Source organism: Rubripirellula amarantea (assembly GCF_007859865.1).
Classification (GTDB): Bacteria; Planctomycetota; Planctomycetia; order Pirellulales; family Pirellulaceae; genus Rubripirellula; species Rubripirellula amarantea.
In genome coordinates, this window is the sequence record NZ_SJPI01000001.1 from 813,820 (window position 1) to 837,063 (window position 23,244).

The 23,244-nt window shown below is 54.0% G+C and carries 16 protein-coding genes; 6 read left to right on the forward strand and 10 right to left on the reverse strand.

Annotated features, from left to right (window positions below):
• Positions 1-32: 32 nt before the first annotated feature.
• The 6 genes from Pla22_RS03025 to rpmB form a co-directional block, all read right to left on the reverse strand.
• Positions 33-2,681 carry a tetratricopeptide repeat protein gene (locus tag Pla22_RS03025; RefSeq protein WP_146513292.1) on the reverse strand — a complete coding sequence of 883 codons (2,649 nt, stop codon included), beginning with the start codon at positions 2,679-2,681 and terminating at the stop codon, positions 33-35.
• A gap of 83 nt (positions 2,682-2,764) precedes the next feature.
• Positions 2,765-3,505, reverse strand: coding sequence for a 2-phosphosulfolactate phosphatase (locus Pla22_RS03030; RefSeq protein WP_146513293.1), 741 nt, complete (start codon positions 3,503-3,505; stop codon positions 2,765-2,767).
• A 52-nt stretch (positions 3,506-3,557) separates the two neighbouring features.
• A complete protein-coding gene (locus Pla22_RS03035; RefSeq protein WP_146513294.1) occupies positions 3,558-4,511 on the reverse strand; it encodes a hypothetical protein in 954 nt (317 codons plus the stop codon).
• Positions 4,512-4,742: 231 nt separating this feature from the next.
• On the reverse strand, positions 4,743-6,446 hold the full coding sequence (locus Pla22_RS03040; protein ID WP_242631762.1) for a Na+/H+ antiporter NhaC family protein: 1,704 nt from the start codon (positions 6,444-6,446) through the stop codon (positions 4,743-4,745).
• Position 6,447: 1 nt separating this feature from the next.
• Positions 6,448-6,753, reverse strand: a complete 306-nt coding sequence (gatC, locus tag Pla22_RS03045) for an Asp-tRNA(Asn)/Glu-tRNA(Gln) amidotransferase subunit GatC (protein WP_146513296.1) — start codon at positions 6,751-6,753, stop codon at positions 6,448-6,450.
• 71 nt (positions 6,754-6,824) lie between these two features.
• Positions 6,825-7,100, reverse strand: a complete 276-nt coding sequence (gene rpmB / locus Pla22_RS03050; RefSeq protein ID WP_146513297.1) for a 50S ribosomal protein L28 — start codon at positions 7,098-7,100, stop codon at positions 6,825-6,827.
• Between the two features lie 335 nt (positions 7,101-7,435).
• Here rpmB and Pla22_RS03055 point away from each other — a divergent pair, with 335 nt between their 5' ends.
• Complete coding sequence (locus Pla22_RS03055) at positions 7,436-8,026, forward strand: hypothetical protein (RefSeq protein ID WP_146513298.1); 591 nt, start codon at positions 7,436-7,438, stop codon at positions 8,024-8,026.
• 224 nt (positions 8,027-8,250) lie between these two features.
• Entirely contained in the window at positions 8,251-9,279 is a 1,029-nt protein-coding gene (locus tag Pla22_RS03060) for a DUF1559 domain-containing protein (protein ID WP_146515191.1), read from the forward strand.
• A gap of 52 nt (positions 9,280-9,331) precedes the next feature.
• On the opposite strand, the gene Pla22_RS03065 is transcribed toward Pla22_RS03060, so the two are convergent.
• The 3 genes from Pla22_RS03065 to Pla22_RS03075 form a co-directional block, all read right to left on the reverse strand.
• On the reverse strand, positions 9,332-10,012 hold the full coding sequence (locus Pla22_RS03065; protein ID WP_242631763.1) for a 3-keto-disaccharide hydrolase: 681 nt from the start codon (positions 10,010-10,012) through the stop codon (positions 9,332-9,334).
• 148 nt (positions 10,013-10,160) lie between these two features.
• Positions 10,161-10,556 carry a hypothetical protein gene (locus tag Pla22_RS03070; RefSeq protein ID WP_146513299.1) on the reverse strand — a complete coding sequence of 132 codons (396 nt, stop codon included), beginning with the start codon at positions 10,554-10,556 and terminating at the stop codon, positions 10,161-10,163.
• Between the two features lie 306 nt (positions 10,557-10,862).
• Positions 10,863-13,832, reverse strand: coding sequence for a serine/threonine-protein kinase (locus Pla22_RS03075; RefSeq protein ID WP_146513300.1), 2,970 nt, complete (start codon positions 13,830-13,832; stop codon positions 10,863-10,865).
• Between the two features lie 321 nt (positions 13,833-14,153).
• On the opposite strand from Pla22_RS03075, the gene Pla22_RS03080 reads away from it, so the two are divergent.
• Positions 14,154-16,628, forward strand: a complete 2,475-nt coding sequence (locus Pla22_RS03080; RefSeq protein WP_146513301.1) for a sodium-translocating pyrophosphatase — start codon at positions 14,154-14,156, stop codon at positions 16,626-16,628.
• A 93-nt stretch (positions 16,629-16,721) separates the two neighbouring features.
• Here the strand turns inward: Pla22_RS03080 and Pla22_RS03085 are convergent, their stop codons facing one another.
• On the reverse strand, positions 16,722-16,979 hold the full coding sequence (locus Pla22_RS03085; protein WP_242631764.1) for a CPXCG motif-containing cysteine-rich protein: 258 nt from the start codon (positions 16,977-16,979) through the stop codon (positions 16,722-16,724).
• Here Pla22_RS03085 and Pla22_RS03090 point away from each other — a divergent pair.
• The 3 genes from Pla22_RS03090 to rsgA all read left to right on the forward strand — a co-directional run bounded on the left by Pla22_RS03090 (position 16,978) and on the right by rsgA (position 23,213).
• On the forward strand, positions 16,978-19,920 hold the full coding sequence (locus Pla22_RS03090) for a RecQ family ATP-dependent DNA helicase (protein ID WP_146513302.1): 2,943 nt from the start codon (positions 16,978-16,980) through the stop codon (positions 19,918-19,920). The two genes, Pla22_RS03085 and Pla22_RS03090, sit on opposite strands and share 2 nt — an antisense overlap.
• A 108-nt stretch (positions 19,921-20,028) precedes the next feature.
• Positions 20,029-22,065 carry an ATP-dependent zinc metalloprotease FtsH gene (gene ftsH, locus Pla22_RS03095; RefSeq protein WP_146513303.1) on the forward strand — a complete coding sequence of 679 codons (2,037 nt, stop codon included), beginning with the start codon at positions 20,029-20,031 and terminating at the stop codon, positions 22,063-22,065.
• Between the two features lie 20 nt (positions 22,066-22,085).
• Complete coding sequence (rsgA, locus tag Pla22_RS03100) at positions 22,086-23,213, forward strand: ribosome small subunit-dependent GTPase A (RefSeq protein ID WP_146513304.1); 1,128 nt, start codon at positions 22,086-22,088, stop codon at positions 23,211-23,213.
• Positions 23,214-23,244: the final 31 nt, after the last annotated feature.

Below are 23,244 nucleotides of genomic sequence, written 5' to 3' on the forward strand. Positions count from 1 at the left end.
CACGTCAATCATGTGTTGATGGGTAATTGCGACTAGCTGGCGTTGGAACTGATACGAGAGTTCATCCAAGTGAGGTATTCCTGCCAGCCGCGTCGATCAAAACGTGTGGTTTCTTCGAACCGTCCATTCCAATCATCGGGAATACGTCCCAGGACAACGTTAGCTTGCTGGACCAGCAGGTCAGCTTCTTCTAGACGCCCGAGTTCCTTCGCACAATTTGCACGTCCGAGAATCGCTTCCAGTGCAATGGGCTCGTTCATGTATCGCAGTTCAACGGCACGGTAAGCGGTCGCGGCTTCGTCGAGCCGCCCCATCTCGCGCAAGGTTTCCGCTTCGGCCAAACTGCAATTGCGCAGAATCATTTGCTCTTTAGCCGGCAAACGCACCTCCTCTTCGCGGCTAGCAAGGTGACGTTTCAGATCACTAAACCCAGCGTAGGCAATGTTTAGTTCCTGGTCAGCCTGCGTCCGCAGAGAACGGCGAGCCGCTTCAAGAATTTCGGGCGATTGAGATTCCTCGCGAGGCCATCGGGAAGCCATCACGTGTGCTCGCGCGGACAAGTAAGCAGCAGATTCAGCTCTCGGGATCGGCCAATAACGCTCAACGGTTTCATCCAAGTAACGAATCGCATCCTGCAGAACCGGTTGGTTCTTTCGAAGCATTTCTCGACGATCAACCGCCGAGTCTGATTCAGCACTCAACTGGTTCTGGTACGCCTGTTGATAGAGCAGTTCGCCAAGGGTAAATAGCGAATCTCGCCAAGCCGGACTCTGTGGCGTCAGCGAGCCGTCTTGAAGATTCCGCATCAAGAACTCTCGCGCCTTATCAAAATTTTCCTTCTCGACTAATCCTTGCGCAACCAGCAGTCTCGCATCGTATCGAATTGGATCGCGTGGATACTCAACAATGCAAGTTTCCACCTTTTCGATCGCTTTATCGATATCGCCTTCGGCAAGCAAGGCCCGCCCATAAGCGACAAACGCGCGGGGCAGACGTGATCGTTCTTCGTATCGTTCATACGTTTCAAGCATGCTGATACTGCGGCGAAAGTGACGTCCTTTTTGATACGCCTCTATGGCCGACCAAAGCGTTGGCACGTACTCATCGGTGTCGAATCGCAGCTTCGCAGCCTGCTCAAACGCATCGCCCGCCGCACGGTACCGAGACCGAGCCAGCACCGAGGCACTGCGTGCCACTTCGCCGCTGACGTCTGTGCCGTCTTGAATGGTCGCCTCGGCCCATTGTTGGTAGCCAATTCCTTCTTGGATCAATGCCGTTGATAATTCAATGATGGGTGGCAAGCTACGTGCGGTATCAATCGCGTTGGCGTGGTCTCCGCTATTTCGAAGCACCGCGATTGCCTCGATCAGTCGACGGCTAAACTCTTCGTAAGAAATAAGCCCGATATCGAATCCGCTTTTGTCGCCCAACTCACGAATCATGTAGCGAACGGTCTGCAAAACTTCGACTCCGCGTCCCCGGGCAGCCAAGTATTCGATTTCTTCTAAACCGCCAACAATCGCTTCGCCATGAAAAGGTCGCTGTTGGCGAACGCTAGTGAGTTGCGACAACCCCTCATCAGCATCACCCACGCAGAAGAGAGCGCGTGCTAGCCAGATCTTTGACCTTGCGGCCGTCTTGGGCCTTGCTTCGCGATGCAATCGACCAAGTCGCACAATGATTGGATCGAGCATCAATTGCGCGTCCGAGCGATCGGCGAACGGTTCCGGTGGTTCTTTCCCGAAGGCGGCGATCGCTTTCTGCACTTCCGCTATGCAAGAGTGCAATTCAATGCGATCTAAGAAGTCTTGTTGTTCGGTTTCAAGCAGCACATCATCAACACGTGGCCGCAATTCTATCTCGCGCACCATTTGGTCAGCCTCTTGATACTTCCGAGCCTGGACCAATGATTCCAACCGAATCACTTCAGCTTCCCATCGCTGTGGGTGACTAAGCGTAGGATCGTTTAAGTACCGAGTGATGGTATCGAGTGCTTCCAGGCTATGGTCACCTGGAAGTCGAAGTTCAGCACGTGCGATAAGCGGCAACAGTTCTCGCTGCAACTGCGGAGATTGACTAACGGCTTGCCGAAGCGCGAGTACGGCTTCGACATAGCGACCGAGTTCATAGTACGTCTTGCCGATGATGCGATTGCCTTCGGTGATACGCCCCGGGGGAAATCCACCTTTTTTGGCAGCTTCAAGAGGACCGATCGCATCGAGAAACAATTGGCGTTTGGGGCGGTCCCCCACCGCTCGCATCGCGCGATCAAAACGGCCAGCGCCCACCAGGAAATCTCTCACGCGAATCCACTCAGCCTGCTCACGTTTCTCTTCGTCAAGCTTTTCTTGAAGAGCGGGGCTTAACTCGGTTTCTTCATCAACGGCCTCAGCGGAATCTTCCGATAGCGACTCTTGCCCCAATTTGTCCGGGTCGGTTGCGAATTCAACGGTCTCGGCCAAGTCACCGGCCAAAACGACATTCCCAGCAACGTACTCCTGTGACGCCAGACGCAGAATTTGATGGGGATCCGAGATATCGGTACTCCACCAAAGCGAGAACAACAAACCAAACCCCGCCAAGCTAGCGATTGCCGCAACGCCCATCGCCGCAACCGAGACCATGTCTCGCTTGGCGGACGCACTGCTGCCGTCGGATTGTTGAGATTCAGGTTCGGCCACGTCTTCCCATCCTTGGTTTGTAAGGTGGGTAAGTATCAGAAGCCCGGGACAATTGGCAAGATCATCCCCATTTTCGAGCGAGTCTATCCGCCGCTGGTAAAGCGGCTAGGCTCGCGTGAAACTCGCTGTACGAGAATAGGAAGTGAATCAATTGCCGCACAACGGACCAAATCATCTTCAAATCCAAGCCGGATCAAGTTTCGTCCTCCGCGAGTTTCACGAAACGTACGTGCGATTGAATCAGTTGTCTCGCGATGCCCAAAACGATTTCGCCATGCGTTGATCACAATGGCAGTGCTGTCACAAGATTCGACCGAAGGATTCAAGTTCGTCAGCCGGTCCGCGATTGCACCGGCCAACCAGACATCCTCGCCGGTTAGATATCCGTCGGTGCCAGCGCAAACGAGCAACACCGATTTTTGGTTCCGAATGTGCTGAGCCGTTCGCGTCAAGTTCAGGAAACTGACGGCGTAGACCGCGCGTGCCAAAGCCGCCGTTGCAATTGCCCGAGTCCCATTGGTCGTGGTCAAAACGAGCGTCTTTCCGTCTACCCGATCTGACGAATATTCGGCCGGCGAATTCCCCAAATCAAAGCCGTCAATTTTTTGACAGGCTCGTTCGCCACATAACAACGTGTTCTTACGGTCACGAGCTGCTAGTTTCACGGCTTCGTTTACCGTTAGACAAGTGACGATCTCGCTAGCGCCTTTTGCCAATGCCGTGGTCATTACGGTGGTGGCACGCAGGACGTCAATCACTAGCGCAACATCCACTCGTTCGACATCAAGGCGGCTACCGGGCGATAGGGAAGTGTATAGTTTCAAGGTGGGTGAAAGTGAGGCTTTCGATGCAAAGAGAACGGCTGATTCGACCTGATTAGGGTGTGAAGTAGCGGAGCCAGTTTCGGAAGTACTGTCCGGGCACGTAGGCTTTGGGTTGGCCTATCAAACCCTGCCCGACTTGCACCATGTTTTGCTCTTGGCCGAACGTCAACAATGACCCCACAGGTGCCGCTGATGCCGTCGCAGGCACCGCCGGACCGAGGCTTGGATAGGACGGCGGTGCAACACCACCCGGCATGATCGCCGGAGCCGCAATCTGAGCCGGAGGCGCTAGGTAGGGAGTACAGGGAACCGAAGTTTGATAATTGACCGGAACACATCCCGAAGGTGAGGCCGCTGAATACGTCGACGGCCCCGAGACACACGCACAATTATCCAACGTGGCGTACTGGTTGGACAACATTGGCTGGCTTAGTGGCTGCAGATCGCTATCCATCGGCACCGGAAAGGATTGAGGCTGCGAATATCCGCCTGCTTGCGGCAATGATCGCGGCGTTGATAACACAGAACCCTGCATCGACGGTCCTTGAGGCAACGGCGAACCGGGTAGTGACGAACCGGGTAGTGAAGCATTGGGTAGCGACGGCGGTTGGCTGAGACCGGTGTTGGAATCGGGCGCCGGATTCAAGAACGCACCTTCGGGCATCGCCATTTGCATGGCCGTCTGACGAACGCTTCCTTGGTCGCGGTAGGCTGTCTCGCGGACCAAAACGCTTTGCCCCACTCTATCGCTCGAACCATCGACATTACTCGAACCATCGAATCTAGGGACCTGATCGTTGGTCATCGTCGAATTGCCGTCGAGTCGACCACTACGGTATTGATCGACGAGGCTCGCCGATCCGATGGGGCGCATTCGGGATTGCGGCGAATCGACCTGTTGCGCTCCAGCGGTCAATGGGAACATCACGATGGCCACGACGACCAACATGGGTCCGCGGGTACTCGGTGATATCGGCATGAAGAGAATTCCTCGTTGATTTTTCATGTTCGTCAGTCCTTCCATAGGCGAATTGCTAGTCATTGAATTGGTTACGATGCAAGATCGATGCCGCTGACGTCCGTTTTCAACGAGTTGCCAAACTTAAGTGAGGCGATCGCCAACGGCCCCACCTAACCACAATGAAACATGCGATTGAAATTTGTCCGACTCGGACATGCATGAGAGGCTGAATCAATGCAACGATGTAATTGTTACAAGCGATTGAAAGGGCCGAACCTAAGCGATGTCTACCGACGAGTTTCCCGCTGCGTCGTTTCCCGTTGCTTGGTTTCCCGCAGACTCGTTCTCAGTGGTCTCGTTTTCAGTAGTCTCGTTCTCAGAGGTATCGTTTTCAGTGGTCTCGTTCTCAGCGGGTGCCTTTCCCAACAAGCGAACGAGTGTTAGCAACATTATCACCCCCATCGCCAAACAAACCCATGGCGAAACGTTCAAAGCAGAGGGAATCGTCCCGGCGGCGACGCAGACAATCCCAACGAGTAGTGCGTAGGGAAACTGAGTTCGCACGTGAGCCAAGTGGTCGCAACCGCTAGCGCGACTCGACAATACGGTGGTATCAGAAATTGGCGAGCAGTGATCGCCAAAGATCGCGCCCGCTAAAACAGCGCCGCATGTCGATAACGCAATCGCTCCGCCCGGACCGGAAACTGGATCCAAGCGAATCGCGAGTGCAACGGAAAGCGGTGTCAGGATTCCCATCGTTCCCCAACTGGTTCCCGTCGCAAATGCCATGGCACCCGCAATCATAAAAACTACCGTGGGTAGCAATTGTGGATCCAATCGTTCGGACAAAACCGCCGCCAAGTATCCGCCTGTGTCGAGCTTGTCCGGCTCCGTCATGGCGGACAACGCCCAAGCAAACCACAAGATCAACATCGCAGGCATCATTTGGCTAGCCCCGCGCAGCACAGCCATCCCGAGTATCCGATAGCTAATCCATCCGATGATACGGTGCAGCCCAAACGCCAAAACCAAACCGACCGCTCCGCCTACGATCAATGCCAGATAAGAGTCGCCTTCGCCCAGTACATCGCTAACCGTCTTTAACCAACCCGACGTACCATTCCTATCGACGTCGGCGCCCTCGATGCCAGTGACGACCAATACGATCAACACCGATGCCACGCACCCACATACGGGCAAAACAGCCGCCAGCCACAACAGACGAGGATAAGAGGTAACGCGTTCCCCCGATGATTCATCGGAGGTTTGATCTCGGATCGCAAGCGATGCTTTTTCAGCTTTGGCCATCCCTGCAAAGTCGCGTCCCGTCCATGCGATAATGAAAACCATCGCCAAGGCGAGCCAGGGATAAAAACGATAGGCAATCGACTGCAAGAACATTTCAAAGGCGGCGGTACCTTCGGGAACACCCGCGATACGAAGCCCGTCGGCTATGTAACTGATCTCGATCATCGCCCACGTACTGACGACCGATAAGCCAGCCACAGGCGCCGCGGTGGAATCGACAAGGTAAGCCAACTTCTCTCGTGAAATGCCGAACTTGTCGGCGGTGCTGCGCATCGTGCCACCCACCAAAAGCGTGTTGGCATAGTCGTCAAAGAAAACAGCGAGACCAGACGCAGCGATTAGGCACTGACCACCGCGCCGCGTCCGAATACGGCCGGACAACTTAGCGATCAAGCACTGCATTCCTCCGCCGGCTTCCAATACTCCCACCATCGCGCCGAGCAAGACGCTGAACAACAGCGCTTGCAGATGCGTGGTCGAAAACACCGACACCCACATCGATTCATAAAACACGCTGAAGCTGTCCCACCAGGGCGCACTGTTTTTACGAGCCAGCAAAAGCGAGCCGACAAACACACCCGAGGCCAGCGGCAGCACGACTCGCCGCGTGGCGATGGCAAGGACAATCGCAACAAGCGGCGGAAGCAAAGATTCTGAACCGCCGGAAAACACGCTAGTGCTTCGCTGCTGCCGACCCGAGCACAGGCGGGACGAGGAAGTATTCGTCGTCAGTAGAAGGAGCGTTTGCCAGGGCGTCTTTACGATCGAGGCTAGCAACCGACTCATCCGCGCGCCAACAATTGTCGACATCTAGCGCGGTCGTCATGGGTTCGACGTTATCCGTATCGAGCTCGGAAAGCTTGTGAACAAATCCGAGAATGCTTTCCAGTTGCGGCCTGACCGATTCAACTTCGGCAGCCGAAAGTTCCAACCGCGCAAGCAACGCTAGCTTGGCAACATCATCGTTGGACAAGGACATTCGCGAATCACTCAGTAAGAGCAGCAGAGCATGGAGACAATGACAAGCGAACCGCCTGTCATACAGGCAAGCTACTTCTTGCTTGCTTTTCCGCTGACATCAAACGGCTTGGTTTTGACCGTCTTTCGCACTACACCGCTGCGAATGCATTGAACACAAATCCGCATCGACTTGTTCTCGCCACTCGGAGTGGTGACGTGAACTTTTTGCAGGTTCGGAATGAACTTTCGACGGGTGATGCCGGTGACTTTGGTACCGACGCCACCAAGGTATTTCGCTTTACCACGCGTTTCGATGCGGTTGCCCATTTGGACTTTTTTGCCGCAGACTTCACATTGGCGTGCCATGAAAAATCTCAGTATGTGATGAATGATTTGGGGGAGTTTGTTTTGGGAAGCCCGGCAATATACAGACCATCGGACTTCCCGTGAAGCAGGAAAAAATTAGTCCGTTCGGTCTAAAGTTCACGGGAATTCGTGCCGATGGACCAGATAGACACCCTAACCGGCAAACCTTACCAAGCCGGACGAGTCACCCCAATCCGATCCGCTGCGTGCCTAAATCCCCGTGTTTTGGGCACCTATAGCGGTCGAACCAAGCTCGTACGCCTTACGCGTCAGCCCTTCCAACACGCTCATCACCATCGGATTCCGGAAGCTACGTCCTCCCACGGCTATCTCCCATGAAAACAAAATTTCAACGCTTCTTGTCGATGGTTCCGATCTTGGCATCCAGTCTTGCACTGTGCCTTAGCGGCTGTTCAGCACTGCGTTTGCCTTCGATGAACGTCCTGACGAGCAAAACGATGGCCACACCAGGCCTGCCAACCATGCCCGGTTTTGGTGGAGCCGAAGAATCAACCGATCACTACGTCGCGACCGACGGAGCGGCCCCGTTGCCCAGTACGGCGTCCGAAATGGTGTATTTTGCGACCCGCCAAGCCAAGACACAGGGTGGGATCGTGCTGCACGTCGAAGGTGCCGAACCGCCAGTACGCGTTCTCCCTTTGCCGGAAGATGGTCGCGGTGTGTACGTCAGCCAGTTGATCTCACAATCAGGAGTCGACAAGAAATTGGGTTCGATGGAGGCGACATTGTTCCGACACACGCCATCCTCAATCAACGGAATGCCGATGGACTGCAAGATGACCTCCGACGGACGCCAAGTCCGACCCGAAAGCGATTACGCTCTTCAACCCGGCGATCGCCTGCGAGTCCGCAAATCGTCCAGTGGCGGCCTTTCCGGAATCGTGGACCTTGTGCTCGCTCGCTAGCATCAGCCCGTAGGCCAAATTTGCATGATTTTCCAAGGCTTCTCAGGTTCAATTGAACACTCCGAGGGTTCAAACTGTAGAACGAGCTAGGCCGAGGCAACTTTGCCAGGTTCAGCCAACTGAAGATCCGCAATGAATGCGGATGTCATTCGATTGCGTGGGACGAGACAGATCGAGCCTCCTCGCTTTGCTTCCGTCGGAAAAAGATGCTTGCTGCTACGTCAATGCCGAGGCTCGTCAAACGATGCCCATCGAACCGGGCATGGCGGCATTGGTGTGGATCAGAATACGCAGGATCAAGCCGCACCGACCGCCAAGGTTTTACCCTCGTTGAACTTCTCGTCGTGATTGCCATCATCGCGATATTGGTTGGGTTGCTATTGCCCGCAGTTCAAGCTGCTCGTGAAGCGGCGAGACGAGTGCAGTGTCAAAACCGGGTCAAACAAATTGGCTTGGCGATGCACAACTATGAATCAACATACAAAACTCTGCCTTGGGGAGCCAAAGGCGGATGGGGGCAAAGTTGGACGTCCGACATCTTACCGTTCTTGGATCAAAACCAGATCGCAGCGATCGTTCCGCAAGGCGAACCCGGCTTTGGCAACAACACCACCGTAACCCCCGACGGTAGCCGCTTCCGCGAGCTCGCCAGAACGTTGGTCCCCACCTTTCGATGTCCGAGCCAACCTGGACCGACCCACTTCTCACTTGCCGATGATGACATCTCGGGGCGTGCCATTAATTCCTATCTCGGAAATGCAGGCAGCAATGTCACCCGCAACGGCTACACGTCGTCGCTGACATCGGGGCAGGGGATGGATGATTCCAATGGAGTGCTACGGGTTGCAAATTGCGTGTCCCGCCCCTGGCTTCCGCCTCAACCCGCAGCCATCAAGTTCAACGCCATTCTCGATGGGCTTACCCACACGGTGCTGGTGGCCGAGACGAAGTACATTGATTTCTTCGATTGCGATATCTGCGACCACTACGCTCTTTACCACCCAGAGTTTGATCGCTCGCAGGGTTCAGATTTTTCTGAAGTTCTGTTTTCGATGTACTACCAAACCAATCGAATTGTCGCGGTCAAACGCGAGCTTGAAATGTCGGCCGGAAGCTATCACCAAGGTGGTGTTCATTCCGTCTTCTGCGATGGCTCCGTTCACTTCTTAACCGACTCGATGGACGAAAGTGTACGTCGAGCCATCGGGTCGCGAGCTGGCGGTGAACACTATGATCAAACGGCAATCAATTAGCGCGTTCAACTAAGTATCGGTGCAGGATTGAACGGCATTGCTACGTGAGGCCTCAGTCCAAAGGCTTGACGCGAAGATTTTTGAAGTACACCTTGCTCATCGGATCGTGGGCTTGTAACGCGAACGTTCCTTCCCCCAACAATCGCTCAAAGCTTTTGTCAAATGCCTTTTGGTCTTCGGGCTGAGTGTATTGGACCATCGTCTTGCCGTTGACCTTTAGAGTCACCTCATTTCCCTTGACGATAATCTCTTGTGTGTACCACTGGTTGTCCTGGATACCGTTGGCAGCCAATTGGTCGGCGTCGACGTTTTCGACCGCGTACAGACTGCTCGTTTTCTTAGGGTCTTTGTGGCTGACATTAACTTGGCATTCGAAACCATACTTCGGCCATCCCGTCGCTTGATACTTGGTGTGAAAGTAGATCCCGGCGTTGCTTCCCGGTGTCGTCATCACGTCGGCTTTAAAATGAAAGTTCTTCAGCGGTGCAAGTTCGCCGTCGTAGAACAGGTGGCATCGTTCGCCCTCACAAACCAACATGCCATCAACCACTTGCCATGCATCAGAGTTCTCTTCAGCCTTTTTCCATCCGTTCAGTGACGTTCCGTCGAAGAGAGAAACGAATCCAGATTCGGCCTCAACGGCGACCGTATTTTCTAACGCCTCCTGGCCTTGTACTGAAACACACAACGGGAAAACGAATAGCAAGACGCAGCAAAGATTCTTCATCGACATGGTGGGATAGTTGGTTGGAGGGAACGCCGACTCGATGAGTCGTGTGGGCAAAAAAAAAATCGCTGTCTGAATCATAATTCAGACAGCGATCGTGATGTTGGACTTCCAAGCGAGCCGTTGTGATGTATTTCCTTCGTGATCGAAGAACTTACAGTCCAGCGTCAGTGGCTGGCAACTCGTGGGCTTCGATCTTCTCGCCGAACTTCTTGCCGTCGGCGCTTTCCTTCTCGTTAGCTTTCTTGAAGCCTTCGAGGATCTTAGCTTTGGCCTCTTCTGGATTTTCTTTCAGGTAGTCCTTCGGAAAGTCTTCCTTCTTCAAGAACTCATGAACCGCCTTGCCATACTCGTTGCGAGCCTTCTTCTTGTCGGGGTGATCTTTGACGTGGCAAACGTTGCAGTTGACCTTCTTAACTTCCTTGTAGAAGGCTTCATTGCCATCTTTGGGTGCGAACTCGTTCTTCCATTGCTTGCCAAACTCGGGGGTTGCCATCGCAGTGGTTGCGAAGCCAATCGAACATGCCAACAAAATGACCAATCGTTTCATTCATTCTCTCCAGTGGAGTAGGTTTGGTTGAGAACCCCGAACTACGTAATCCCGGTCTCGTTCAAAGAGGGTTTTCAATACTTGGGGATTTTCAAAAAAGGTAGGCGTCAAACGGGAGGTAGATGACTCAAAGATTGTGATCGTAGTGAAGACAACGTCAATCCATTGGATGACCGGTTTCTGACGATCAAAACACAATTCATCGACCGCTAAGGTGGGAAAAGCGGGATTTTCACCTCCCGCCCTGAGACCTAATTAAGCCTGCCTGACCCCAAATGTCAAATCTAGCAAATTGAATACCGTAACTCAGCGGGGTTTGAAAACCCGTTCCCGTGACGAAGCACCGGGTCCGAATCGAGAAACTAGAGGCGGCAAAGGCAGTGATTTTTCGTCAAATCCCGGCGTCAAAGTCTCGTCCTGACGATAGTCCGCCGGGCGATGAAGGCTAAAGGGACCATCGGGCAAACCGCCCAACGACCAAAGGACATTCCACCGCGGAAGGTTTTCATCCATCCAGTCGCGTGGCTCTTGAGCCAGCACACTTGTCGGAGTCGTTACCACTTGCCCATCCGCAAAGGTCAATCGAAGGATCGGGTCCACTAGTGTCGGTTGAACAACATACGCATTGGATGATCCCTCCATTCGCAGCACCGCGCCTTCGCCACTGGCACTGATACTGGAATCTCTGATGGCCGAACCGATGACGCCGTCAGTACCGACCGACAACGGTACGTTAATGAACTCGAATTGTGGTTCGCCTGGGTCAACGATAAAGACACTGTTGCGGGCAATGCGATAAATCGAGAACGGATAGGAACCACTGACTCCTAGTCGAACCCGCCCGATGCCTGCCGAAGCTCTCGCGGTAACACGTGACAGCGAAAGTTTCATCGGACCAGAACTAGTCGTTAGCTCTTCACGTGCGCCCGACGTATCGATCATGTACCGAGTCACTGCCATAAGGCCGTTATCCCAGTTCAACCACAAACGCGCCGCGTAGTCCATGTGGATCATCGTCATTTGACCACGCACAATCACATTGCTCAGATCCAACTCCACTAACGGGAACGGATCTGAACTGCTGGACCGACGCTGTGCCGCGGTTGGCAATTTTTCAGGATCGGTGACGTAATCAAACGCATAAACTTCATCTCGGAGCGCGGAATTGTTGACGGTGATCGTGCACTGGCTCATCCGCGTTTGGCTGCGCGGTCCCAATTCGAACAGCGAACCACCATCGACTTCACCTTCGGGGACATCCCAAACAAAGTGAACGCCCTCGAACGCAATAATACTTGATCCTAACGAACACATCGCCGGTCGCTGCATGGCGACCACATCGTTTGAGTCAAATTCAATCACGGTTCCGCCGACCGACGAGAAGACACGCATGTTGTCCGTGTTGATCTTCAATGGTGAGCTGACGATTTGCGAACTGGCGAGTTCAATTTGCTCAAGTTGATATCGGTTCGCAATGTCGACGGCTTGTTGCAACGACGTCAATCGCAATTCACCAGCGCCCACTTTGCGAAGTGACGCTGCCCCCGAAACACCGAAGACTCGTATTCGTTCCGGCACAAACTCAATACCCATTTCATCGAACAAGCGATCGCCATCGTCGATGATCCTTGTCGATTCCGCTCCGATCACCTTACTTGTTTCGCTAAGGATCGATGTACTGCTATCGCGTGAACTGCTATCGAGTGGACTTCCCGATTCAGCCATCGCTACCGCTGATCGAGAAGCATCCGCCGACGGGCGGGCTTGAGGGTCCGACAAGGTTTCGGGAAATGGAAGCGCCGACGGGGACTCTGTTTGAAGATTCGAGTTCGTCAAAGAATCGCTCGCAGGCCCCACTGACACGCCACCATTTGCAGCCGAAGCGGTCATCGCAGATTCTGAAAACGGTGAGTCTGCCGAACCGCGCACGGCATCCCTGGCTGCCGAATCAGAACTTGTCTTGTTTTCAAGTTCCGACATGATCAGGCGATTGGGCACATTGGGGATGCTGATGTCGGCTCGCGATACCGCGGATTCCAAATGCAACCAACCAGCTATCACCAGCAATAACAAAACAGCCGCCGCCCAAGGGAAGTGCTGTTCGAGCCGTGACAGCAGTGAATGAGGCCGCTCGGCACCCAAAGCACCAAGGCCACCGGATCCGAGCGTTAACGACAGGTTCAAATTGTCCCGAACAGCCACTTCTCGAAGATCAGCGATCAGGTCCGCAGAGTTCTGATAGCGCCGGGCAGGCTTCTTAGCCAGCATCTTTTCGATGACGGCAGCCAGGTTGGTGGATACCTCGCTTCGCAACTCGCGTGGATTCGGTGACGGCGAGCTTTCGTGATTCAGTAACTTTTGCAACATCGTTCCACCGGGATACGGCGGACTGCCCGTGAGCATGAAGTAAAGAGTGCAGCCGAGCGAATAGATGTCGCTGCGCAAGTCCGCGTCCCGCGGATTCTGGGCTTGTTCAGGTGAGATGTAATCGAACGTTCCCAACGTGACGCCACTGGCCGTCATGTCCTCGCTGAGATCTAGGTTTTCACTTCGAGCAAGTCCCATGTCGACAAGCTTGATGGTGCCTTCACTGCTGATCAAAACGTTTGATGGCTTGACGTCGCGATGAACGATACCGCGATCCGCCGTATGTTGAAGTGCATCGGCTAACTGAGCGGTATAAAAAACAGCTTCATCGATCGGCAGCACACCATTGCTATTGACCCAATCACGAATGTTCGTGCCCTCGACATACTCAAAAACAATGTAGTGCCACTGCGCGCGATTGCCCGCTCCAAACACTTTGGCGATCTGAGGGTGGTCGAGCTTGGCGGCACTTTGCGATTCGTTTCGAAACCGGCGTTGCAGTTCCGGATCGTCACCAACGAAGGGTATGACCTTGATAGCGACCGTGCGATCGAGTTGTTCATCATGCGCACGAAACACAGCGCCCATGCCGCCACCACCGATCAATGCGTCGATGCGAAAGTGATCGAGATGCTGCCCTACTAAAACTTGTGCGACCGCGGCGGGCGTTTGGCGTCGGTTATCCGAGTTCGCTGGTGAATGACTTTTGACAGACGAAGCACGAATTACCGTCTGGGCGTCTTCGAGAATTTCTTGGCCATCATTTCCAAGTGGCGATTCAAGATGTTCGGGTTGTGCCGGTGGTAGGGCCGCTTTCGCAGTCGCGTCATCGGGCAGCGGCAGATCATTATCGGCCGATCTTGGAATCGTCGATCCGTCGGTTCGTGGAAAAGAAGGGTCCGAAGCCATGAAAGGATCGCTATTTTGGACTGCTGCGAATGCAGAAAGACAAGACGACGTCGGGTCGACACCGTGCCTTTAGTCTAATTCGCATGCCAAATCTGGTCAATCAAACCGTCCCTGATCACCAACGACCCGATCTGCGTCAAATGGCCTCAGCCGTATTTAAAAACACGAATCAAAAACACAATCGAATCGACACATCTTGTGACTTGCCACTTCTTTGCCGATCGCCCGCTATCACTCAAAGCGTGATAAAGTAGCACCAGAGCCTTGGCCACAAGTTTGCTCAGTGCCAAGGTGGGAAATCAATCGGCAGGAGCTTGCATCATGATGGCTGTGATTGTTCTGGGGTTAGCGTTCGCGGCATCAGCCTTGGCCTTGTTTTGGGCCAGGCGATTCTTTGTCGAAATGATGAGTGCCGACGAAGGCACTGAGCTGATGCGTGAAATCGCGGAAAGCGTTCGCCAGGGCTCTGATGCCTATTTGCGACAACAAAACCGCGTGGTTGCCATCGTGTTTGTGCTGGTGGCCATTTTATTGAGCGTGGCAGCCTTTGGCATGAACGTCATCGGACCCTATGTGCCGATCGCTTTTTTGACCGGCGGCTTTTTTAGCGGTTTGGCAGGTTGGTTTGGAATGCGCACCGCCACTCAAGCGAGCGGACGAACCGCAGCAGCGGCTCGCATCTCTCTCAACGACGGATTGCAAATCGCATTTCGCAGCGGCGCCGTGATGGGGCTTACCGTGGTTGGGCTCGGCTTGCTCTACATCACCGTATGGTTTGTGGTTTTGTATTACTGCGTTCCGCTGTGGAGCGACACACCGATGACTTTGGCCGAGATTAGCGTCGCAATGCTTTCGTTTGGAATGGGAGCAAGTGCGCAGGCACTATTCGCAAGAGTGGGCGGCGGCATCTTCACCAAGGCGGCGGATGTGGGCGCCGACTTGGTCGGTAAAGTGGAACAAAGCATGGCGGAGGATTCACCTCGCAACCCCGCGACGATTGCGGACAACGTGGGCGACAACGTCGGTGACGTCGCCGGCATGGGCGCGGATTTGTACGAATCGTATTGCGGATCCATCCTAGCGGCATCTGCGCTAGGGGTTGCTGCGATGAGCCAACTATCTGAACTCCCGGAAGGCATGGATACCACAACGGCACAATTGCAGGGCCTGCTACTTCCCATCGCGATTGCTGCCGCCGGGATCCCTTTGTCGATGATTGGTGTGTTCGCGGTCAAAGCGGGCGACCAACTATCGCAAAAGTCGCTGCTTCATTCACTCGCTCGTGGAATCAACCGATCGACGTTGTTGGTCGTCATTGCCTCGATCATCGTTACGTACTTTTTGATGCCCGCCATTCCAGGAACACTCTTGTTCGGGTTCCTGCCGGGCATTTCCTGCAGCATTGTGATTGGATTATTGGCGGGCTGGTTAATCGGCCAGTGGACTGAGCGAGTGACGAGCGATGAATACACTTCGACTCAAAAGTTAGCTGAACAGGCGGAAACGGGATCGGCAACAATCCTGATCAATGGAATCGCCGATGGCATGATGAGCACGTGGGCTCCGGTGGTCGTGATTTGCGCAGCGATGTTGGCTTCATTCGGATTTGCCACCGGCGGACAGTTCAACGAACCAACCTTCTTTTCTCTTGGTCTGTACGGTGTCGGCATCGCAGCTGTGGGAATGCTTAGCACACTTGGAATTACTTTGGCGACGGATGCCTATGGGCCAATCGCTGACAACGCGGGCGGCAATGCTGAAATGTCAGGACTCGAATCCACCGTTCGCGCTCGCACCGACGCCTTGGATAGTTTGGGCAACACGACCGCAGCCACCGGTAAAGGATTCGCCATCGGATCCGCCGCACTAACCGCATTGGCACTCCTCGCGGCGTACGTCGAGAGTGTTCGTGATGGATTTGTGCGTTGGGGAGACGAGGTGGCAATGGAGGAAACCGCAGACGGGCTCTATCGAGTCTCGCCACAAATCTTGGTTCAAAAGCGGGGCGAAACAAACCAAACCTACTTGATCCTTGAACCCTCTGCGGATCGATCAGTGGAACATCGAGAATGGAAAGCAGCAGCGAACGGAAAGATAGACGATAGCGTTGCCGAACTCCCCGGGACAAACCACTTTGGCAAACTGTTCACCAATGACGCGATGATTGTCTCGGCTAAGGACGCGAGCTTGCGTGATTTCTTAACGTTCTATGACGCGACTTTGATTAACCCACGTGTGCTAATTGGAACGTTTCTGGGCGCGATGAGTGCGTTTTTGTTCTGCGCATTGACCATGAAATCGGTAGGTCGAGCGGCCCAAGGAATGGTGCTGGAAGTGCGAAGGCAGTTTGTCGAAAATCCTGGAATCCTCGATGGAACAGCGAAGCCCGATTATGAACGCCCGGTTTCGATCAGCACCAAGGCTGCTCAACGCGAGATGATTCTGCCCAGCGTGATTGGATTGACGTTGCCGATCGGAACCGGATTGATTCTGGGAGTCGCTGGAGTTCTCGGATTGTTGACCGGTTGCCTCACCGCAGGCTTTTGTCTTGCCGTGTTCATGGCCAACAGCGGTGGTTCATGGGACAACGCCAAAAAGTACATTGAAGCCGGCCATCACGGCGGCAAAGGTAGCGACGCTCACAAAGCGGCTATCGTCGGCGACACAGTTGGTGATCCCTTCAAAGACACTTCCGGACCAAGCCTCAACATCTTGATCAAGTTAATGAGCATGGTCAGTGTCGTTGTCGCCGGTTTGGTGGTGCGGTACTCACTCGTTTCGCTGGGGTGGTTCTGATCAATCGCGGGTGGTTCTGATGGATCAAGGCTGGTTCTGATCAACTCAACAACTCTGGATCTGATCAACACAGTCCAGCACCGAATCGAATGCCTAGTTGAGGTCTTGTTCCGCTTCGGCCCAAACGCGAGGTTCGTCCTCGTCCCACTCGACATGGATCACGCTTGGATTGCAGCATACGGGGCAATCTTCCACGTAGGATTGGCTACGGCCAGCGACTGGATCCAGCGGGATGACAATTTCTTCGCCGCAACTATCGCAAATGTAGGTCGCTTCGTCTTGCATCTTGTAAACCCTATACTGGTGGCCGAATTCGAATCCGTCTGTATCTATTGCATCGTGTATCGTCATGGCTGGCAACACTGACCTCGCATCCTTCCTGCCAAAATTTGGCCTCGATAGCTTCCGTCCTGGGCAACGTGACGTCGTTGAAGCGGTTCACCATGGTTCGGATGTCATGTGTGTGATGCCCACTGGGGGTGGAAAAAGCCTGTGCTATCAATTGCCTAGCCTGGCTCGCCAAGGAACTACGATTGTGGTTTCGCCATTGATCGCTTTGATGAAGGACCAAGTCGATTCATTGCAATCGCTCGGCATCCGAGCAAAGCTCATTAACAGTAGCCTTTCGGCGAGCGAACAAACCGAAGTGATGAACGAGATGGCTGCGGGCCTACTCGATCTGGTCTACATCGCCCCCGAACGATTGCGCAACAGCCGCTTTTTAGAAGCCATCAGTTCCGCCAACGTCACGCTGTTGGCGGTTGATGAAGCGCACTGCGTCAGCGAATGGGGTCACGATTTTCGGCCTGACTATTCTCGCCTAGGAATCTTTCGCCAAAAGTATCTCGGCAATGTGCAAACCATTGCCTTAACTGCGACCGCCACACCGTTCGTACGTGACGACATCGTATCGTTGCTGGGACTGCATGAGCCCAAGACGTTCGTAACCGGATTCGCTCGAACCAATTTGCGATTCTCTGTTCATCATTCCAAGACCGATGGCGAAAAAGATTCACGACTGACGAGCTATCTGCAACAGCAAACCGGTTCGGGGATCATCTATGCGGCCACGCGTAAGCGTTGCGAAGAGCTTGCCGAATGGCTTCCCGAGAAAGTCGGACGTCCGATTGGCGTCTACCACGCTGGTTTAGATCCCAACCAGCGACACAAAGTGCAAGAAGCGTTCATGAAGGGTAAGTTGTCCGCGATCGTGGCAACCAATGCGTTCGGTATGGGTATCGATAAGTCCGACATCCGATACGTCGTTCACTACAACTTACCCGGCAGCCTAGAAGCGTATTACCAAGAAGCAGGGCGAGCCGGACGTGACGGCAAGAACAGCGATTGCGAATTGCTGTTTTCGTATCAAGATCGCTACATCCAAGAGTTCTTCATCGACAGCCGTTATCCGTCTCGGGAAACGGTAAAGAAAGTATACGAGTATTTGCTTTCTCTTGAAGAAGATCCTATCGAGATGACGCTTGAACAAGTCCGTCAAGGGTCGGGCGTTAAAGATGGCAGCGAAGCGGTGGGCACCGCGGAAACGCTGCTTGCGCGCGCCGGGGTGATTCGCCGAATGGAACCTTCCGGCGGTTACGCGATGGTGCGAATTGATTCGAACGCTCCAACGCTATTAGATTTCCTACCCAAGGAAGCGAAAGTACGACGCAAAGTGATGCTGGCCATCGAAAAGATTGTGGGTCGGCGACGCAATGAGGACGTTTACTTCAAACCCAATCGCTTAGCTGAACTTGCGGGCGTGGATCGAGACCCCTTGGCTCGCACACTTCGCGAGTTACGAAAGCTTCGGTCGTTCGATTATGTTCCGCCGTTTCGGGGCAGGGCGGTGCACTTCATTCATCGTGATCGGCCTTTCGATGAACTCGAAATTGACTTTGAAGAACTAGAACGCCGTAAGAAAGCCGAACTCGACAAGCTCGAATCGGTGATTGGATTCGCCAATACACCTAATTGTCGTCAACGCTTGGTGCTTCAATATTTCGGTGAAGCCAACGCAACCAACTGTGGAACTTGCGATCGCTGCAGTCCTCTCGATGGTTCGGTGGGACGAGGTAGCGATGTTTCCGTTTCGAGCGAGATCAAAGGCGTCGACTCCGCAGCGCTCATCCGAGGCATCCGTGTCGTGCTTAGCGGTGTCACGCGAATGCACGGCCGGTTCGGCAAGAATCTTGTCGCTCAAATGTTGTGCGGGTCGAAAAACAAGAAGCTCCAACAATTGCGTCTGAATCGGCTGAGTACCTATGGATTGCTTTCGTCGCTCAAGCAATCGCAAGTGGTTGACGTGATGGATGTGCTGATCGCCGCGGGCATGTTGGAACAAAAAGAGGTCAGCGAGCGTCGTCCCACCCTTCATATCACTGACGCTGGCCGCGAAGTGATGCTTGGAAAAGTGGATGTTCCAGCGACCATTCAGATGTCGTTTCCTTTAGCGAAACTGCTGGCCAATTCCGTTGCCAAGTTGGAAACCGGCGACATCCAAACCGAATCAGCAGGAACCGACAACGAAAGTTCCTGCGAGGGAAGTCCAAACGCCGAAGATGAAACGACCAAGGAATTGCTGGAAACAATCAAACGCTGGCGAAGGAAACAATCGGCGGCTTTGGGAATCCCAGCATTCCGTATTCTGACCAATGCGACGCTCGAACGTCTTTCCGAAGTCCGTCCGATGTCGACGTCGGAACTTGAGGTCATTTCCGGCATCGGCCCCGCGACGATGGAGCAGTTTGGGTACGACATCGTCGAACTGATCACCGGCTTCATGCGGTCCCGTGACGAAGTTGCCGAATTGCCGTCTTCTGAACTAATCCCAGAGCCTGAAGTTTCAGAGCTTGAAATCCCAGAACCTGAGATTTTAGAACCTGAGCTAGTCTCAGGTTCCGAGCTAATTCAAGAACCAGAGCTGAATTTGGAACCGGAATCTGAGCTGGCGCTTGCTACCCAAGACCCGTCGGCATTGGAAAACGAGCCTTGTTCGGAAACGGAAGCACCTTCTGCGGTTCACACGGACCAACCCAGTGACGTGACCGCCCGAGCCGCCGGCACGCTTAGTTCAGAGGCCTCAGCCGACGCTTACTGGACTTGGCGGCTGTTTCGCGATGGTTACAGTGAAACGCAAATTGCAGCGATTCGACGGTGCGGCGTAGAGTCGCTGCTAGAAGACTTGATCTGGGCAGCAAATAACGGCCAATCGGTCTCGCTGGAATGGATTAGCGACGAGCCGGCTCGACAACGATTATCGGCCGCGTTGACCACATCGACCAGTGTCGGTTAGTCACTTAGCTTGCCAAGCACTACAATTACGTGGCCGGCGGTCTTTGGAAGACCTGATTTGCCGACGCTCTCGAAAAACTTGACGGAAAATAAGGCTGAAAATCAGCTCATGGATAATCAGAACAACGAAAAAACACCTCCAGGCCAAGAAGCTCAGCCCGCTCGACGCGGCAATAACTCGCTGCTGATCGCTTTGATCTTGGCTGCGCTGGTCATGATGCTTTTCTACAGCCGCACGGATGATCGCTCGGTCGTTTCAGCCAGTTTCTTCCTCGAACAGCTCGAAAAAGAAAATATCGAGCGAGTTCGAATCGACGAGGATCGGGTAATTGGTGAATTTAAGATTCGGCCCGATATTCCGGCATCCGCGAAGGCCGAAACGGCATTGGCCACCGGCAGCGATGGCGACGAACAGAAGTACCTGAAGGAATTCGCATTCAGTCGCCCTACGGATGCTGGGTGGGTGGTGAAGCTGGAAGAGCGACTTGAAAACTCCAAATCCAAGATCGACTACGGCTATGCGCCTCGTGACAACACCGCTCAGTTGCTTTACTTCTTGGCGATGGTCGGGTTGCCTTTGGCGGTGTTGCTGTTCTTCTTCATGATGCTGCGGCGAACCCGTAGCGACATCATGGGCGGTGGATTCCTGTCTGGATTCAGCAAAAGTCCTGCCAAGCGGTTCGAAGCGAGCGAGAAAATGATCTCGTTTGACGATGTTGCGGGACTCGAGGGGGTTAAAGCCGACCTTCAAGAGATCGTTGATTTCTTAAAGACACCCGAGAAGTTTCAAAAGTTGGGTGGGCGGGTTCCCAAGGGTGTGCTGCTCAATGGGCCTCCCGGAACAGGGAAAACGTTGCTCGCTCGCGCCGTCGCTGGTGAAGCTGGCGTGCCGTTCTTTTCAGTCAACGGTAGTGAGTTCATTCAAATGTTTGTCGGCGTCGGTGCTAGCCGAGTGCGTGACCTCTTCAAAACAGCCAAAGAAAACAGCCCGGCGATCATTTTCATTGACGAAATTGACGCAGTGGGCCGTCAACGAGGCGCCGGCCTGGGTGGTGGACACGACGAGCGAGAACAAACGCTCAACCAGATCCTTGGCGAAATGGACGGCTTTACCGGAAGCCAAGCTGTCATTGTGGTAGCGGCCACGAACCGCCCCGATGTGCTTGACCCCGCTCTGCTTCGCCCCGGACGTTTTGACCGACACATCACAGTCGGTCGCCCCACGATGAAGGGCCGCGAGGCGATCTTCAAGGTGCACGTTCGCGACGTTCCGTTGGCCGATGACGTCGACCTTCGACGCCTCGCCGCCGGCACGGTCGGCTTAACCGGTGCCGATATTCGCAACATGGTGAATGAGGCTGCGTTGTGGGCAGCCCGCAACGACAAGAAGATCGTCGACATGAGCGACTTTGACTACGCTCGCGATAAGATCCTAATGGGTGCCAAACGCGAGGAAGTCCTTCAAGAAAGCGAAAAGGAAAAGACCGCTTACCACGAAGCGGGACACACGTTGACCGCTTGGCACCTTGATGGTGCTCACATCGTTCATAAAGTCACGATCATTCCTCGCGGTCGCGCTTTAGGTGTCACTCAGTATGTCCCCAACGAAGATCGTCTGAGTGTTTCCAAACGAGAGCTTGAACATCAGTTGATCGTGCTACTCGGGGGCCGAGCTGCCGAGAAGATTATCTACAGCGAAACATGCGTCGGTGCCGAGAACGACCTCGAACGGGCAACCAGCATTGCTCGTCGGATGGTCACTCATTGGGGAATGAGCCCTAAGATCGGTCCGGTAAGTTACAAGACCAGCGATGAAGACCCGTTCCTCGGACGCGAAATTCATCAGTCACGTCAATTCAGCGAGCACACGCAAGAACTGGTTGATGAAGAGGTTGCCCGATTGTTGATGGAGGCCGACCAAAAGGCCGAGCAACTACTTCGCGAACATCGTAGCGAACTCGAAAAGATTACTCGCGCTCTGTTGGAACATGAAGAACTTGGCGAAGCCGAACTGACTGACCTGATTGGTGAGTCGATCCAGGTTCGAATGCGAAAGAATGATGTTCCCGGCAAGATCGTGGCACCCGAAAGTGCTGCCGAACACCGTCCAGGACCTGTCATCAATCAAGATCAACCTTCGACTTAGTCCAGCGGCAACAGTCCAGCATGAGTAAGAAAAAGCGGCCCAAGCAACGAGCGGAGTTTCGCAAGAACTACCAGGGCCGCGTTCGAACTGGCGATTTGACTCGTGACTTTCATGATGGCAAGTCAGATCAATTGGCCGATGTTCGAAAAAGTGAACGCGTCAGCGGCAAGGGTGAGCTGACGCGTAAACGAACGGTCGCCGAGGACGAGTCCGTCAACGCTGGTGCCGGTAACGAAAACTTGCTTTACGGACGGGTGATCAGCGTACACGGACTCAAGTGTCGTGTACTCGATGACCAAGGCAACGCATTCGAATGCGCAATCCGGCAAGTCTTGAAATCAATGAGTATCGACGGACGAACCGCCGTGGTTGCTGGCGATCGCGTACGCTTTCGAGCCGAGTCGTCGATCGATGGCATGATTGAACAAGTCGAACCGCGACACGGCATCATCAGCCGAACTAGCCGAGGTCAGCAACACATCCTCGTCGCTAACGTCGACTACCTGTTGATCATTGCCAGCGCCGCAAGCCCCGAGATTAAACCGGTACTCATAGACCGCTTCTTGCTTACGGCTGCGCAGTGCAATGTTCAACCCATTCTGGTCGTGAACAAAGTAGACCTGATAGAGCCAGTGTTGTTGCAACAACTCATTGGCGTTTACGCGTCGCTGGGAACGCGCGTTCTAATGACATCGGCCGAAACCGGCGTGGGCGTTGATTACCTACGCCATCTGCTTGCCGGAAAGCAAACCGTCCTAGCGGGGCAGAGCGGGGTAGGGAAGAGCAGCCTGCTAAATGAAGTCCAACCGGGCTTAGGTTTAGCAGTGGGTAGAGTTAGCGATGACAATGACAAAGGACGCCACACCACAACTGCATCACGACTGATTCCCCTGGACGCGGGTGGTGCGGTCTTTGACACACCCGGGATCAGGCAGTTTAAGCTGTGGGACATTTCGGCCAGCGAAGTTGCCGGATTGATGCCCGATCTTCGTCCCTATGTTAGTGCTTGTCGGTATCCCGATTGCCTGCACCTAAGCGAAGATGATTGCGCCGTAAAAAACGCCGTCGCCGACGGTCGAGTCGATGCGCGTCGATACGACGCTTATTGCCACCTGCTCGAAAACGACCTGCTGCTCGATTCCATTTAAACTCAAGTGCCAAGCCATCTCTGATGCCTGC

Excerpts from the sequence above, each read along its gene's own strand:
- rsgA (WP_146513304.1), top strand. The coding sequence starts at position 22,086 with ATGAGTAAGAAAAAGCGGCCCAAGCAACGAGCGGAGTTTCGCAAGAAC.
- Pla22_RS03080 (WP_146513301.1), top strand. The coding sequence starts at position 14,154 with ATGATGGCTGTGATTGTTCTGGGGTTAGCGTTCGCGGCATCAGCCTTG.
- Pla22_RS03085 (WP_242631764.1), bottom strand. The coding sequence starts at position 16,979 with ATGACGATACACGATGCAATAGATACAGACGGATTCGAATTCGGCCAC.
- Pla22_RS03090 (WP_146513302.1), top strand. The coding sequence starts at position 16,978 with ATGGCTGGCAACACTGACCTCGCATCCTTCCTGCCAAAATTTGGCCTC.
- Pla22_RS03055 (WP_146513298.1), top strand. The coding sequence starts at position 7,436 with ATGAAAACAAAATTTCAACGCTTCTTGTCGATGGTTCCGATCTTGGCA.
- Pla22_RS03070 (WP_146513299.1), bottom strand. The coding sequence starts at position 10,556 with ATGAAACGATTGGTCATTTTGTTGGCATGTTCGATTGGCTTCGCAACC.
- Pla22_RS03065 (WP_242631763.1), bottom strand. The coding sequence starts at position 10,012 with ATGTCGATGAAGAATCTTTGCTGCGTCTTGCTATTCGTTTTCCCGTTG.
- rpmB (WP_146513297.1), bottom strand. The coding sequence starts at position 7,100 with ATGGCACGCCAATGTGAAGTCTGCGGCAAAAAAGTCCAAATGGGCAAC.
- Pla22_RS03035 (WP_146513294.1), bottom strand. The coding sequence starts at position 4,511 with ATGAAAAATCAACGAGGAATTCTCTTCATGCCGATATCACCGAGTACC.
- Pla22_RS03060 (WP_146515191.1), top strand. The coding sequence starts at position 8,251 with ATGCCGAGGCTCGTCAAACGATGCCCATCGAACCGGGCATGGCGGCAT.
- Pla22_RS03075 (WP_146513300.1), bottom strand. The coding sequence starts at position 13,832 with ATGGCTTCGGACCCTTCTTTTCCACGAACCGACGGATCGACGATTCCA.
- ftsH (WP_146513303.1), top strand. The coding sequence starts at position 20,029 with ATGGATAATCAGAACAACGAAAAAACACCTCCAGGCCAAGAAGCTCAG.
- gatC (WP_146513296.1), bottom strand. The coding sequence starts at position 6,753 with ATGTCCTTGTCCAACGATGATGTTGCCAAGCTAGCGTTGCTTGCGCGG.